A 15,117-nucleotide genomic window follows, 5' to 3' on the forward strand; every position below is an offset into this window, starting at 1 on the left:
CTCCATCCCCTGCATACGCAGTGGGACGGGGGCTTTTCAGACTCGCGGATTGACAACGGATTACTTGGCCGGTACATCACGGCTCTCCATCTGCTCAATCCGGCGAGGATAGGAGATGTTGACGCCATGGAGTCGAAGCTCATCCAACAGCAGCTTGCGCATGACATTGCAAGCCGTCCAATAGTGATCGTCTTTGACCAGACAAGTTACGGCATATTTGGCGCCCAGTGCATTGTTCTCGACATCGGTGATGCCGTACAGCACGGGTGGCTCGATCACCTTGCCTTTATCGTCCAGCATGAAGATATGCGGCATTTCGCCAACCATCTGCTCGGAGACGGCGTGCACGGCTTTTTCGATCTCCGCATGATCCGTCTCATAAGGTACGGTCACATTGACGATCGCGCGCATCTTCTCCCGGTTGAAGTTCTGGCTCAGATAGATGGCCGAGTTCTGAATGACCACCACATGCTGGGCCCAGGTGCGGATCTTGGTGGCGCGCAATCCGACATCGACCACAGTACCATTAATCTCTCCATTGTTGATCGACACATAGTCGCCTACCGAGAACTGGTCCTCGAAAATAATAAAGAATCCGGTAATGAAGTCCTTGACCAACGTCTGGGCACCGAAGCCGATGGCTAGACCCAGCACCCCGGCACTGGCGATGATTGGACCTACCTGGATGTTCAAATTGCTTAGGATCATCAGGATGGAAATGATAAAGAGCACATAGCGGCTAAAAGACAGCAGCAGCGATTCCAGCGTGTCCCGCTGCTTGGGCGGCAGCTTGGCGATTCGGAACACGCGCAGGATGACGACACGCCGCAGCTTCAACGCCACCCATGTTAGAAGGATAATGATTAGAATGACGACAGAGCGGCTCACCAAGAACTGGCCGGCATCAATCCAGAAATCCGCACTCAAAAAGTCGAGGTTAAGGAATTGGGTGACGGCATCTTCCGTATCGGATGGAGTAGGTGTTCCGTCATCGTTATCCGGAGTACCTCCGTTATTGTTTTCCATGAGTTTCCTCCTTTGTCGTTCGGTTGATACAGTTTCCAAAGTATCCGGTCATTGTAGCAAAAGTTGCCTTGTGGAGGTACCCAAATCCGGACATTTCATACGAATAGACAATAAAAAAGGGTCTATCGGCGCATAAAATGAGCGTAGCGCAAGTGGGAGACTTCGATTAAAATGGGGAGACATTGTTAGCGTCTACATGACCTGGAGAGGAAGAGGCAAGTGAGTGAGAAACGGCGATTTCAAACCTCGCTGAAGCAATATTACGACCTGCTGCGACGCTACTTGCTACCACAGCGGAAGACGCTGATCGGACTGACTATTCTGCTCCTGATGACCATTGCTTTGCAACTGGTCAATCCGCAGATTATCCGGTATTTCATTGATCATGCCCAGAGCGGTGGCGCTATGACATCGCTAATCTATGCAGCATTGGTGTTCATCGGTTTCTCGTTATTCCATCAGCTCATCTCGGTCATTGCCACCTATGTGAGTGAAAATGTCGGCTGGCGGACGACCAATACGATGCGCAGTGATCTGGCTTCGCATGTACTGTCCCTCGATATGTCTTTTCACAAGGAGCATACCTCAGGGGCCATCATCGAGCGGGTTGATGGCGATGTGAACGCCCTGGCCAATTTTTTCTCCAGCTTCATTATCCATCTCGCGGGCAATCTGCTGCTTATGATCGGCATTATCGTTCTGCTGTTCCGTGAGAACTGGATGATTGGCCTGGCCATGACCATCTTTGTGCTGGGCGCGCTCTATCTGATCCAGTGGATTCGCAAGTTTGCGGTACCTGTGTGGGCAGAGTGGCGGCAAGTGAATGCGGAGATGTACGGGTTTCTGGGCGAGCAGTTGGAGGGGACGGAGGATATCCGGGCCAATGGGGCGGCAGGCTTCGTGATGAACCGGTTCTTCCGGCTGATCCATCGGATGCTGCCGATTCGGGTGCGAGCGTTCCTGGGGTTCGCGGCGATGTGGAATACGACGATTCTCGTCTTTGCGCTGGGCAATGCGATGGCGTTCGGCATTAGCGCTTACTTGTACACCAGTGGTTCAATTACGCTTGGGACAGTCTACCTGATCTTTCATTATACAGAGCTTCTCTCCAAGCCGATCGAGAAGATTCGTACCCAGTTTGAGGATTTGCAAAAAGCTGATGCCAGTATCGTCCGCATTCGCGAGCTCTTCGAGACGAAGTCGCGTATTGTAGACGGCCCAGGTGCCAAGCTGCCTGACGGTCCACTTTCCCTTACTTTTGATGAGGTGGGCTTCGGGTATGAGGAGGATAAGCGTACACTGAAACAGCTGAGCTTTCAGTTGAAACCAGGCGAAGTGCTGGGTCTGCTGGGCCGGACAGGCAGCGGCAAGTCAACGATTGCCAGATTGTTGATGCGTTTCTACGATCCACAGGAAGGGTCGGTGGAGCTGGGCGGGGTGGATATCCGGCTGTGCAAGCTGGGCGAGCTGCGCAAGAAGGTGGCGCTCGTGACGCAAAATATTGAGATTGTTCAGGGGAATGTGCGGGACAACCTGACCTTCTATGACCGCTCGGTACCGGATGAGCGTATGGTGGAGGTACTGCGGGAGTTGGGCCTTGGTCGGTGGTATGATACTTTGCCGAGTGGACTAGACACACCGCTCGACTCGGGCGGCGGAAGTCTGTCGGCGGGTGAGGCGCAGTTGCTGGCCTTTGCCCGGGTATTCTTGACGGATCCCGGTCTGGTCATTCTGGATGAAGCGTCCTCGCGGCTTGATCCCTATACGGAGCACTACATTGAGCGTGCGGTCAGCCGCTTGCTGGAGGAGCGCACGTGTATTATGATTGCCCACCGGCTCAACACGGTCCAGCGGGCCGACCGCATCCTGATTCTCGAAGACGGCGAGCTTATTGAAGATGGCGAGCGACAGCAGCTTGCTGCCGATCCGAATTCGCGGTTCAGCCGGATGCTGGCAACGGGGATGGAGGAGGTGCTGGCATGAAGACATCCACTTTCTTATGGCGATTAATCCGGTATGAGCCAGGCCGCTATAGCCTCAATGCGCTCATGTGGACGCTGATTTCGCTAGCCCCCGTCATACCAGGGCTGCTTACCAAAGAATTCTTCGATTTCCTGGACGGGCAGGCGTCGTTAGGTATCGGCATCGGGGGGCTGATCGCTCTGTTGGTGGGTGCGGCACTGGCCCGGGTGATGCTCATCTTCATGGGCTTCATTACGGATGTTCATTACCGTTTCCGCATGGGCATGCTGCTGCGGCGCAATCTCTTGGAGCATATTCTCAAGGAGCCGGGCGCCCGAGCCATCCCGGTCTCGCCCGGCGAAGCGATTAGCCATTTCCGCGATGATGTCGATCAGACGGAGGAAGCGGTGAGCTGGTCTGTGGATGTGCTGGGGATGCTGGTCTTCGCCGGGGTATCAGCTTATATTCTGCTCCGCATCGACGCCCAGATCACGATGCTGGTGTTCCTGCCGCTGGTGGTTGTCGTGACGGCCGCTCAGCTGGCGACCTCACGTCTGCAGCGTTACCGGGCGGCGAGCCGGGAGGCGACCTCGCAGGTGACGGGAGCGATCAGCGAGATGTTCGGTAATGTGCAGGCCATTCAGGTTGCAGGTGCCGAAGCAAGGGTTATCGAGCGGTTCCGGAATCTGAGCGACCGGCGGCGCAAGACGATGCTGAAGGACCGGCTCATGACCGAAGCGCTGGATTCGGTGTTCTCCAACACCGTCCATATCGGCACCGGTCTGATCCTGCTGCTGGCGGCTTACAAGATGCGGGCTGGCACATTTAGTATCGGAGATTTTGCCCTATTCGTGTACTATTTGAACTTCGTGACGCAGTTCATCACCAATGTCGGCCGCTTCCTTACGTACTTCAAGCAGATGGAGGTTGCGCTGCGACGGTTGACCTCCCTGCTGCAGGGCGCTCCGGCGTGGGTCCTGACGCTGTTCAAGCCGCTCTATCTGGGCAAGCGGGAGACGCCGCCTGCTCGGGCAGGGGCTGGTGTCGGGCAAGGAAAGAGCACACCGTCTGGGAGTGGAGAACAGGTTGCCCGGTCAGCAGGAGAGTTCGGGTCAGCAAGCGGACAGCAGGCTCGTCGAACGACGGAAGCTGCGGACCAGGCCGAGGCGGGGAGCCCCGCTGCAATAGCGACCGGGATGCGCGGGGCCCGACAGGCTGAACCGGAACCTCTGAGCCATTCTGCTGAGGGCAGTCAGACAGAGCTGGGGCCGCTACGCCAGCTTACTGCTACTGGGCTGACGTACCGCTATCCCGAGACAGGCCGAGGAATTGAGAACATCAGCCTGGAGCTGGAGCGCGGTTCATTCACTGTCATCACAGGAATGGTAGGCGCGGGCAAAACAACGCTGGTCCGGGCCGTGCTGGGACTGCTGCCGCTAGAAGCGGGCGAGATTCGCTGGAACGGCGTCCTTGTGGAGGACCCCGGCAGCTTCTTCATGCCGCCGCGCAGTGCCTACGCCTCGCAGGTGCCAAGGCTCTATAGCGACACGCTGAACAACAACATTATGCTCGGTGAAGAGGATGTCGGCGGGAGGCTTCAAGCCGCCGTGCACACCGCCGTGCTGGAGCGGGATATTGGGCAGCTGGAGCAGGGGCTGCAGACGACCATTGGTCCGCGTGGCGTCAAGTTGTCGGGTGGTCAGGCACAGCGTACGGCGGCGGCCCGGATGCTGGCCAGGCAAGCTGAGCTGTATGTATTCGATGATGTGTCCAGTGCGCTCGACGTCGAGACGGAGCGTCAGCTATGGGAGCGGTTGTTCCGGGAACGGCGGGAAGCTACATGCCTCGTCGTCTCGCATCGCCGCGTGGCCCTATCCCATGCCAGCCACATTATCGTCATGAAGGATGGCTTCATCGAATCGCAAGGGACCGCAGAGGCGCTGCTCCAGCAGAGCGAGTTGTTCCGCCAGATCTGGCAAGGGGACGCGCACGAGGGTTGAGCTTCGGATGCGGAACGAAGAACTTCACTCCGTCCACACAGCATCTTCCAACGAAGATGATGTCTTACCTTGAGTGATCAAGCAACATCCGCATGGCCTTTGCTCTAACGGCCACCACAGCGCTATTTGTCCCCGATTCGGAGGTTTGAAATTCTAACGGCCACCAGAGCAGTTATTCTGGCAGATTCACATGATAAGCTCCATTTTTCAAGCAAATAGCTGCTTACGTGGCCGTTAGCCGAGCAAAGACCGAATATGAGGGAGAATAAGCGGCTATATGTCCGTTAGCAGCAAAGAACCGTCAGGTCCTGGACCTCACGGTTCTTTGCTGTTGCGACAGGTGGAAGGGGAGGGGCTAAATAAGATTACACCCATTCACATCCCTCTCCGCCATTATCTTTTCTGAAAGTCGATCTCCAGGAAGCGCTCCACCTCAGTCAACCAACGTTCTTGTACGAAGGCGGTATGCTGCGGGTGGTCGTTGTAGGCATCGTACTCCTCTTGGTTAGCGAACTCCATGGAAAAGCCATAGTCGTAATCGTTCTTCGCACTTACCTGGTTGAAGACGTTGAAATTCTTCACGACGGGAATCGAAGTCAGGATGGATTCACCGTCCTTCAGGAAGGCGGCTTCCTCGGCAGAGCCCTTGGCATGCTTCAAGTTAAAAATGACCATGTGTTGAATAGCGATTGTTCTCTCCTCCATTCTTAACGCTAGTCCTGTACCTCCCTATTGTATAAAACTGGAGGAGACCTGTCATCCCTGAATGTTGTTACGCGCGGCAGGAAGCCAAGGTAACGACCGGGTCCAAATCAATTTCGAAGGCACGCCCCCACGTAAAGGCTGGATTATCCGTAGCAAGTGAAGCGTCACGGTACTCTGACAAATGCCATTGCCCGCCAGTGATCTGCCGGATCGCGCGAGCCGGATCCTCGCCCCCTGCCAGGAAGGCGGTCTGACCCTTCAACGTATCCAGATGCTGCTGCATGAGCTCGCGCAGCAGCACCGTCAGTTCCTCATAGTCGTCCGGTGTGTTGAACAGGAGCATGAGTTGGTCGGCTGTCACGTTGCTGTATGGCGTCCGGCTGCGGGAGACCTGGCGAATCTCCGCAATCGCCAAGACTTTGTAGTAGTAATCCTTTAGGAATCGCTTGAACAGCAAGGAGCCGTGGGCATTCATCGCTTTCTCCAGAGCTTCGTTGTCGTCAAGTCCGGTCAAACCAGCGATCCGTGTTTCGCCCATGCCAAGCACCATGCCGATTGTGTTACCGGCTGTGTTCCAGGAACTGTAGCCGAGGATGCGTCCGGTCCATGGGCTGGCGAGCAGGGCAGAGGTCACCTCGGGATGAGCCACGAACCCTGTAAAGTCCATCAGAACGGTTAACTGCTGTGCTTCGCCATTGGCCTCCATTCTCTCAATCGCAAGAGCCGCTTGATCAGCTGCGGTAATCGCCAGCACCTCGATTGCGGGAGGCTCGTTCCCATCGACATAACGTCCACCGATCATATCGATATGACGCAGCATGTTGTCGTGCACACTCATATACTCATAGGTGTTGATCAGCTCCGAGCCATGGGGACCATAGTAGCGAACGGCATACGTCGTTGCAGGTCCATTGCCGATCAGGCGGGCAGCCATCCGGCCGACCAACGAGTGGCCTAATCCATCGGCATCGGGCAAGATGATGGCCCGTTCGGGATTTTGCCCGCCGGTACCATTCAGACAAGCATTGATTCGTCCTTCCACCCAGGCAATCTCATTGGCTTGGGCCCCCTCAGTGTAGGCATCATCCACGCCAATGGCCAAGAAATCAATACTGCCTTGAGCTGCGAGCTCCTCCAGTACATACCGGGTGGTCCGGAGCTTGTGGCGCCGCGTGCGGTAATACGCTGCCTTGTCAAAATGCTCGGTATCACCAAACGACGTACCGTCCGGGCGCAAGTCGTAGCTGTCCAGGATCATCTCGAATGATTCTGCAGGTAGCCGGGGCTGGCTCATCAGTTGACGCGATTCCTCGTAGGCTTCGAAGGTCAGTCCGTCCGCAAACGTTGTTGTCGCGAGTCGCATCAGGGTATCTAGGACAAATACGGGCTTCTGAGGATGGGCTTGCTTCACGATGCGAATGACATCCAGCAGATGACGCCTCGCCCGTGCCTCTGCCGATTCGGTCCACTCTTCCTCACGCAGCTGCCGGCTGCCGATCAGACCGCCGTATACCAACATATCGATCGACAAGATAAAACCATCTACACGCCCGGCATGGCTCAGGATAAACTTGCGGATCCGCTCAGGCTTGCCATAGACGGGATCGCTCGTTCCAACCACTAGGTCGCCTTCCGTTTCAATACGGGTATCCAGTAGATTAGCCGTGTCTTCAGCCGGGGGCACAATGATATCAAGACCAGCCGCCCGGCCCAGCGTGATGACGTCGGCGAGATTGGCGGGACGGTCGTCCAGTGGGACATACAATACTTTTTTCATTATTATTCCTCCCTTGGTTCGTTAAGGTGTCTTCACTAACTAGGTAAACTTGAGCACCCAATTACAACCTCGAAATTTAAATTTTTTAGAAAAAAGGTTGGCTTTGCCTCCTACCAGTTGTTCGTGCTATAATGACCAAAACAAGAACACGTGTTCCTATTAAAACAAAAAGTGGAACTTGAAAGGAGTGGGATTTATGCAATCGTTAAGGGATTATGAAGGGGAATTGAAGCGTCTTGCGTGGCGTCTTCAGTATCAGGAGAAGCGTCGCGCTCGCAGGGAACGCGGGTATTATGAAGAAATGAACCTGCCCTCGTACCGGATGGAGGATGAAGCGCTCACAAGGCTGCAATGCGGCGAACTCGTCGCCAGTCTGTCCTCATCCTCAGGCCGACAGGTGATCACGGGTTTGTACTTCAGAGACCGGACCGAGTCGCAATTGGCTCGTGAGATGAATGTATCCCAACAGGCGGTGAATAAATGGAAACACAACATGCTGAGGCAGCTCTCACGGAAGATCAATTCCGGGAGCTGAAGAAGAAAGCGGCAGAAGGCGACGAGGCAGCTGCTATGGCGATTCTGCGTCACTTCGAGCCTTTTATGCAGCAGTACTGTGTCTGGATTGGTATGCCCCGGGAGGATGCAATGCAGAGTATGAGACTAGCTATGTTGGAATGGATCAAAGGACAGGGCAGCGACTAGGAAAGTTCAGAACATTCAGCTATCCGTGCAAATGGCGGTTGTAAGTCGGCTAGAGCTGTGGTAAGCTAGACATCAATTTACAATGAACGGAGGGTTACGTGTGATAGACCATATCCGATTGAGATCTTTGAGCGCAGCGCTGTAATGCGTGCCCAAGGCTCTGCCCGTGTGCAGAGGACTCAGGATAGGTCTGTCCATTTCCGCTACTCTAGTATACGCTGCGGTCCGTCTTAGGACTGAGCAGTTGACTTGGAGTGATCGGAAATGCGTAACCGTATAGGCAATCGGTCTCAGGAGAGAGCTCCAACCTGCGCACTTCTGTGCACTCAGTTGATGCCCCGTCACCTGGTTCAGCAGCAGAGACCGAGCCGGCGTTTGCTGCCGCAGCCTATCCTATTGTCCTCTTAGCACAGGTATCTGCCTGTGTTTTTATTTTGTTTACCTGAGAGGATGATAAATAGATGAGAGAACGATTGCAAGCTTACCTATTGGCTGTAGAGGTCCAGGAGCGGCCGAACTTTGCGAGTGAAATGGAAGAACTGAGAGGGCTCGCAGAGGCCTGTGATATTGATGTTATAGAAGTCTGGACGCAAAAGCTGGACTACCCGCACCGCACGCACTACTTGGGGGCAGGAAAATTGAAGGAGGTTGCATCATCCCTGGCAGCCACCGGGGGTGAGATAGCTGTCATTGCTAACGATGAACTGACGCCATCCCAAATCCGGACGCTAGAGGCAGAGTTGGAATGCCGCGTTTTGGACCGGACGATGCTTATTCTGGAGCTGTTCGCCTCACGGGCTCGAACGAGGGAAGCACAGTTGCAAGTAAGAATTGCAGAGCTGCAGTACCGGCTGCCACGCCTGGCGGGACTGCGGGAATCGTTAGGTCGCCAGGGCGGAGGCAGCGGACTGATTAACCGGGGCTCCGGGGAAACCAAGCTGGAGCTGGACCGGCGCAAAATTTTGGCGCAGATCGACAGCATGCAGAGTGAGCTGGAGAAGCTGGTGCACCGCCGGCAGGTACAGCGCAAGCAGCGGCAGAAGCGCGGCGTCCCGGTTGTGGCGCTAGTGGGCTACACCAACGCAGGCAAATCCAGTCTGCTCAATGCGCTGTTGCGCAGGTACCAACCGGAATCCGATAAGCAGGTGATGGCTAAAGATATGTTGTTCGCGACGCTGGAGACCTCCGTTCGGAGAATCGAGCTGCCGGACCGCCAGCATTTTCTGATCACAGATACTGTCGGCTTCGTTAGCCGGCTGCCGCATCATCTGGTCAAGGCGTTCCGTTCCACCCTGGAGGAGCTGACAGAGGCGGATCTGCTAATCCACGTTGTGGATTATGCCAACCCAGAGCATGAGCAGCAGGTCGAGGTAACGAGGGCTACCTTGCGCGAGCTGGGGGCGGAGCATATCCCGGTCGTCTACGCCTACAACAAGGCCGATCAAGCAGGGACGACCTATCCGCAGATTGAAGAAGATACGATATACCTCTCCGCTCGGCAGGGTCAAGGTATCGAGGAATTGGTCGACATGATCCGGGAACGTGTACTGGAGCCTTATATGGCTTGTGATATTACGATTCCTTATGAGGATGGCGGGATCGTTTCTTATTTTAACGAGCATGCTCTGGTGCACGAAACCCGGTATGAACCGGAGGGCACGCGGCTGAAGCTATCCTGTGCCCCGGCAGATTATGAGCGCTACCGTGACCGGTTCACGGTGCATTGACCCCATTACCCGTACAGAATTCCTGTGCGGGTTTTTCTTTGTTCTCTGCCGAGCATCAGAAGAAATAAATACCAAATAAGTAAAGCCAAATCCCACAAAAGCCGATATAGTAAAGAAGAACTAATCTTCTAATGCGTGTTCTAAAAGGTCGGTGTTCAGCACCTCGTGATCAACGGCGAACTTTTTGAACAACCTCTAGTGAAACGGACCCGTCGTGGGACCGTATAGATAGATCCAAAGGATTATAATGGTAATCTTCTTGGAGCATCCAGCGAAAGGAAAGATGAAACTTGAAGAGCTTACGGGTGGGGTTGGCAGTATGGGTGCTGTGCGCAATAGTGTTGGGGCTGATTGGGGGCGGAGTAGCGCAGGCCTCGGGTCTGCCGGACAACCTGGGGCCCCTACAGGACCGGGCAGGATTTTTCACAGCGGAGCAAAAGGCGGAGATTAAGCAGGACATCGCGAGTAAGGAGAACCTTGGTTTCTACGTACTGACGGTGGGCAGCCTGAATGGACGGGATGCCGCGGAGTATGCGACAGCCATATATGAGCATTGGGGCCTGGAGGAGCGAGACGTTCTGTTCCTCATTGCCCAACAAGAGCGAATTGTCGAAGTGCGTTTCAACAATGATCAGCTCAAAGCAGCGATGGATAACCAACTGCCAGCTGACTATGACGATGACGGCAACACGACAGAACCCAAAATTAATGAAATTCTGGACGTCCATTTTGTCCCTTTTGCAAGAGAAGGGAATTTCAAAGAAGCACTAACGCAAACATTTCTTATTCTGGACCCACTAAAAGTGGACGCAGCCCCAACGGTTGAGACGACAGAGGCGCCAGCTACAACAGCGATAGAAGAGAACAACTCCGCAGCGTCAGAACCAGGTGGGTTCCAAACCTTTATGGGGAAGGTATTCCATATTCTATGGCAGGTCATCCTGTGGTCGGCCCTCGTGATCCTTGTTATTGTGATATTCCGGCGTTGGCGTACTGGAGCGCATCTGCAGGCTGAGATCAGGGAATACAGGAGGATCAGCGGCGAATTAATGGTGACGGTGAATCGTTCGCTTGAGGGTGTGTCCGCGCTGGCGGAAATAAGCAAAGGCAGAACCGAACGTGTCGCCAAGGAATTGGAAGGCACACTGACTGATTTGTTGATTGCGGCAGAGGAGCTGAGCAAGAAGCCCGAAAGGGAGGGGTTTGTACTGGGGCTTGCTAAGCTGGAAAAAGAGCAGACGCGATTGAATCAAGGCGTAGCCCTATTAAATCGGACCGCTGAACGAGCGATTGAATCGGCAGAAGAGCTTGCCGGGCACGAACAAGAAGTGCCCAAGATCGTTCAACGACTCCAATCGGAAACAAGGACAGGCCTGTCTGCCTACGAAGAGCTGGAGGGTCTATTGGAAGGACCGGTAGAACCGATGAGGCGGGAATTCAAAGAGCTGGAAGAACTGCTGCATCAAGCACGGGAGCATGCCGTTCTTGATGTGCTGACTGCGCGTGACTGGACCGGCCGTGCGGAGCGATCGATGGCGGCGCTTGCTTCCAGTCTGCAGGAGCTCTTGAAGCTATCCCGCCGATATCAGGCCTATCCTGAATTGGAGCGACAAATACGCCAATCCATTAAGCATGTGATTCAAGAGCATAACCTGTATGAGCGAGAGCAAGATATCTATCATATCCTTGAAGAGAGCAGTAAACTGGTACCGCAGCTTCTGCAATTTTTGCGCAAGGCAGAAATCATATCCGCTCGCACACAGTGGCAACGTATGGAGAAGCTGTTAGCCGAAGCCCGGGACAAAGCAGACCGTCTTGCTGAGCTGCAGAGCAGTAACAATAGTAAAGCAGCTGTGCTGGACGATCGGGTTCGTGAGCTGGATCGGCTCGTGAAGCAATTGGATCAAGAGTTCTTCCGCCTGTCCAATGCGTTTAAGAAATCGTTATGGCAGCCGCTTGAAACGGATTTTGTACAGTTAAAACGCGAGCATGCTGCTGCAAGAATCGAATTGGAGAAAGCCAATGAGCTGCAGGCGCGACAGCAATTTCAGAAGGCGAAAGAAAGGTTCGACGACCTCGCCATAGGTGCGAAGCAATTAGAGAAAAAGCTGCTTCAATGCGAGCAGAACATTATCCAGTTGGATGAGCAAAAGCAAGCGGCCATTGACGGTTTTGAAAAAGCTAGGGCAGCATTCGAAAGTCTGAAAGAAGAGGTTCATGCTTCGGATTTGATCATCTTGCCTGAAGCGGGACTGGAGGCCGATTATCGTGTGGTGGAAGAGGTGGCCAAGCGCTTCCGCGAAGCGGCCGATATCTGGCCTTGCGATCTGCAGCATTTGCAAAAACAAGAGGCGTTGCACAAGGAAGCGATCGCCCAATGTCGCGAACACTATGAACAAATTCAACAGAAGAAGGAACATGCGGTTACGACGCTTGAGCGCTTCACCATCTTGTTTCATCGAGTTATAGATACGACGTCAGGCATCTTCTATAAGATGGCTAGAAAGCGTGACTTCCGAGAGTTGGATAGAGAGATGCACGCTTTAATTGAAAGTGGTCGTTACAATGAAGCGATTGAACAGCTAGCGGAGCTGCAGCGTTTTATTGATACGGTAGTCAACAAAGGTGAATATATCAAACGGACCGTCGTACAACAGCCCACGGTGACGACCAAAACGAAAGAACGTCGCAAGAGCGATATGTCTTTGGAACAGGAAATGTCGTCCTTGTCCGAGAAATCATCTTCCAAATCCAAATCTGTGGAGCCCACCGGACCCATGTTTGACTGGGGTGGAAAGGGCCCTTCTAGTTAGACTTAAACCATACCTCATTTAACTAAAAAGACCTCAATCTCCATCATTGGAGGTTGAGGTCTTTTTTGTAGTTAAGATGTGTACACCCACCGTCGGCTGTAACGCACCTTTGTTCCTCTATTTGCCCGGCAAGCTGTAGGATGTCGGCTGTAACGCACCTTTGTTCCTCTATTTGCCCGGCAAACTGCAGGGTGTCGGCTGTAACGCACCTTTGTTCCTCTATTTGCTCGGCAAACTGCAGGATGTCGGCTGTAACGCACCTTTGTTCCTCTATTTGCTCGGCAAGCTGCAGGATGTCGGCTGTAACGCACCTTTGTTCCTCTATTTGCCCGGCAAACTGTAGGTTGTTGGTCATAACGCACCAAAGCGGCCGTCAGAGCCGGGAGATAAGTCTCTTAGCACTGTAAGCGCTCCTGGCAATCTTACTCCACTCCCGTATTCAAGTAATCCCGGGTCAGCTGCTTCCAGCGTTCAGGGGAGCCTTCCGAGGCGGCCCATTGTACCATGACGATGGATTCGCCTGGCTGGAAGTCCAGCGACAGCGAAGGCTGGTTGCTTAGCCTGGTGCTGTTCAGATAGAAGGCAATGCCTTCTTCCTTGACGATGGCTACGAGATCCTTGTTGGGTGAAGAATAGGCATCCAGGGCCTCCGGCTCGCGCTGCCAGATCTCTTCCCAAGCTACGCCCAGCTTGTCATGGGAGACGACTTCGCGCGGGAGCGGCTGGAGCAGATCCTTCACCTCATAAGAGGTCTGATCGTTATTGTATTCCACTTGTTGAGCCGTCCAACGACCCGGCTTGCGGACAATTGTCCAATGGCTTGGTGATTCTTTGATGTCACCAAGACTAGGCACAATCGTATCCTGGCCAGGGACCGGGAAGATCTCGCTAAGTGGCACATGCGATTCCAGCAGAGGCTGGATGTTCGGCAGCCGGTTGGCCGTGAGCTGGTCAATATGCTTCACCCAGAACAATCTCAGTGGCTCCGCACGGTCAGCAGTGACCGCTTCCTGCTCGATCGCCACGTCACGATTCCCTGCGAAGAGCAGCTTCTCGGATACGATTACTGGCTCATCACTAAAGGGTAGCTCCGTCTCGGTTGCAGGTACATCATCTTCTGAGCTAGTTACAGTCGCTTCTGTATCCTGTCGCTTAGCTGGCGCGGCTGAGAGAATCTGTACCTCTTTGCCTTGATTCTTCTCCACCACCGGCTCGATCATCCAGAAATCCTGGTTGTAGGGCATCAGAATACCCTCCCCTTGCGAGGCCTCAACGACTTGGCCGTCCTCCGGCGCGATTAGAACCGTCCGGTAATCGCTGTAGGCATGACTGGTTTCGGTGGCGGGATGATCCGTCCGCAGGCCGATCAGCACAGCAGTTTGCAGCAGCGGATCTTCATAGTTGTTCTCATCTGCCGTATCCATAGCCGCCTGGTTCGCCATGTTAGACGATCCCGTCTTGTTAAGCGGGTCCATAGGCGTGCCTATATTGCCACTAAACAGGATGATGGCGAACACCGCCACCATGGCGAAAGCGCCGCCTGCCCATGCGAGCGGGAACCGCTTCTGGCGCTGTGGCCTGGGGGAATGGGATGCAGTGTCGAGTATTTTTTTCTGCAGGGCAGAGTTAAAGCTTCTTCCACGCAGGGGACCCTCGCTAAGCTCTTGCCGCAAATCCTCGTAATCGCTAGGATCCATTGTTTTGTCGCTCCTTTATCTTGGATAGTTTCAATCGCGCATGATGCAATCTGGATTTAATGGTGCCTTCACTGACATCCAGAATCTTGGCGATCTCTTTCATCGATAGCTGATAATGTGCAAACAGAATAATGGCTTCACGGTACTTGACCGGCAATTGCAATACCATATCCCACATGTTGTTCACAGTGGCCGCTTGCATAACCTCCTGTTCTGCGGACTGCTGTCCCCCCTCGGAGGAGAAGTAGTCGACTAATGTAATCTTGCGAAAGTAGGCGGAGCGGCGATAATCCAGAACTGTATTGCGGGTGATCGTCAGCAGCCAGGTTTTAAGAGAAGATTCGCTTCGGAACGTGAACAAGCTCCGGTACACCTTAAGAAAAACATCTTGGGAGATGTCGTCCGCAAGCTCCGGCTTGCGGGTCATGCTATACGCATAGTTCCAGACATCTTTACCGTAAGAGGTCATTAGTTCATTCAGAATGGCCTGTTTATCCTCACTATCGGTCAGTGTCTTTAAGTAATCAAACTTTGCATCGGAGTTCAAAACCGCCACCTCTATCTGTATCGACGTATGAAAAGTCATTCGAGTTCAATAATTTAAAGAAAAGCTAAAGATTTTCTTAAGATTTTCTTGAACATCGTAAAAACATTGAATTTATCGGTAAAAATAGCCAAAAAACCGTTGCGGGACATGAGAAAAGGAGG

At 53.8% G+C, this 15,117-nt stretch carries 12 protein-coding genes; 7 read left to right on the forward strand and 5 right to left on the reverse strand.

The features are described 5' to 3' along the window. Nucleotides 1–60: 60 nt before the first annotated feature. The gene (locus F556_RS0118365; protein WP_020618452.1) at nt 61–1,026 is read right to left on the reverse strand and encodes a mechanosensitive ion channel family protein; all 966 of its coding nucleotides are present in this window, start codon (nt 1,024–1,026) and stop codon (nt 61–63) included. Between the two features lie 219 nt (nt 1,027–1,245). On the opposite strand from F556_RS0118365, the gene F556_RS0118370 reads away from it, so the two are divergent. Beyond that, nucleotides 1,246–3,009 carry an ABC transporter ATP-binding protein gene (locus tag F556_RS0118370; RefSeq protein ID WP_020618453.1) on the forward strand — a complete coding sequence of 588 codons (1,764 nt, stop codon included), beginning with the start codon at nt 1,246–1,248 and terminating at the stop codon, nt 3,007–3,009. Beyond that, a complete protein-coding gene (locus tag F556_RS0118375) occupies nt 3,006–4,988 on the forward strand; it encodes an ABC transporter ATP-binding protein (protein ID WP_020618454.1) in 1,983 nt (660 codons plus the stop codon). The genes F556_RS0118370 and F556_RS0118375 overlap by 4 nt, the downstream gene beginning before the upstream one ends. A 393-nt stretch (nt 4,989–5,381) precedes the next feature. On the opposite strand, the gene F556_RS0118380 is transcribed toward F556_RS0118375, so the two are convergent. Next, a complete protein-coding gene (locus F556_RS0118380; RefSeq protein ID WP_020618455.1) occupies nt 5,382–5,663 on the reverse strand; it encodes a Dabb family protein in 282 nt (93 codons plus the stop codon). Between the two features lie 97 nt (nt 5,664–5,760). Next, nucleotides 5,761–7,470: a DUF4127 family protein gene (locus F556_RS0118385; protein ID WP_020618456.1), complete on the reverse strand. Its 1,710-nt coding sequence runs from the start codon at nt 7,468–7,470 to the stop codon at nt 5,761–5,763. Between the two features lie 196 nt (nt 7,471–7,666). Here F556_RS0118385 and F556_RS37850 point away from each other — a divergent pair, with 196 nt between their 5' ends. The 5 genes from F556_RS37850 (at nt 7,667) to F556_RS37855 (ending at nt 13,055) form a co-directional block, all read left to right on the forward strand. Then, nucleotides 7,667–8,005, forward strand: coding sequence for a sigma-70 family RNA polymerase sigma factor (locus F556_RS37850; RefSeq protein WP_157272811.1), 339 nt, complete (start codon nt 7,667–7,669; stop codon nt 8,003–8,005). Continuing rightward, the gene (locus tag F556_RS0118390; protein ID WP_020618457.1) at nt 7,951–8,172 is read left to right on the forward strand and encodes a helix-turn-helix domain-containing protein; all 222 of its coding nucleotides are present in this window, start codon (nt 7,951–7,953) and stop codon (nt 8,170–8,172) included. The genes F556_RS37850 and F556_RS0118390 overlap by 55 nt, the downstream gene beginning before the upstream one ends. A 461-nt stretch (nt 8,173–8,633) precedes the next feature. Continuing rightward, entirely contained in the window at nt 8,634–9,899 is a 1,266-nt protein-coding gene (gene hflX, locus F556_RS0118395) for a GTPase HflX (RefSeq protein WP_020618458.1), read from the forward strand. 290 nt (nt 9,900–10,189) lie between these two features. Further along, nucleotides 10,190–12,712, forward strand: a complete 2,523-nt coding sequence (locus tag F556_RS0118400) for a TPM domain-containing protein (protein ID WP_020618459.1) — start codon at nt 10,190–10,192, stop codon at nt 12,710–12,712. A gap of 160 nt (nt 12,713–12,872) precedes the next feature. Next, nucleotides 12,873–13,055 carry a hypothetical protein gene (locus tag F556_RS37855; RefSeq protein WP_157272812.1) on the forward strand — a complete coding sequence of 61 codons (183 nt, stop codon included), beginning with the start codon at nt 12,873–12,875 and terminating at the stop codon, nt 13,053–13,055. 79 nt (nt 13,056–13,134) lie between these two features. Here the strand turns inward: F556_RS37855 and F556_RS0118410 are convergent, their stop codons facing one another. Together F556_RS0118410 and F556_RS0118415 are read right to left on the reverse strand one after the other, a co-directional pair. After that, the gene (locus F556_RS0118410; protein WP_020618461.1) at nt 13,135–14,409 is read right to left on the reverse strand and encodes a hypothetical protein; all 1,275 of its coding nucleotides are present in this window, start codon (nt 14,407–14,409) and stop codon (nt 13,135–13,137) included. Next, entirely contained in the window at nt 14,399–14,956 is a 558-nt protein-coding gene (locus F556_RS0118415) for an RNA polymerase sigma factor (protein WP_020618462.1), read from the reverse strand. Before F556_RS0118415 ends, F556_RS0118410 begins: the two co-directional genes overlap by 11 nt. Between the last annotated feature and the right edge of the window lie 161 nt (nt 14,957–15,117).

It is taken from the genome of Paenibacillus daejeonensis DSM 15491 (assembly GCF_000378385.1).
Lineage (GTDB): Bacteria > Bacillota > Bacilli > Paenibacillales > Paenibacillaceae > Paenibacillus_D > Paenibacillus_D daejeonensis.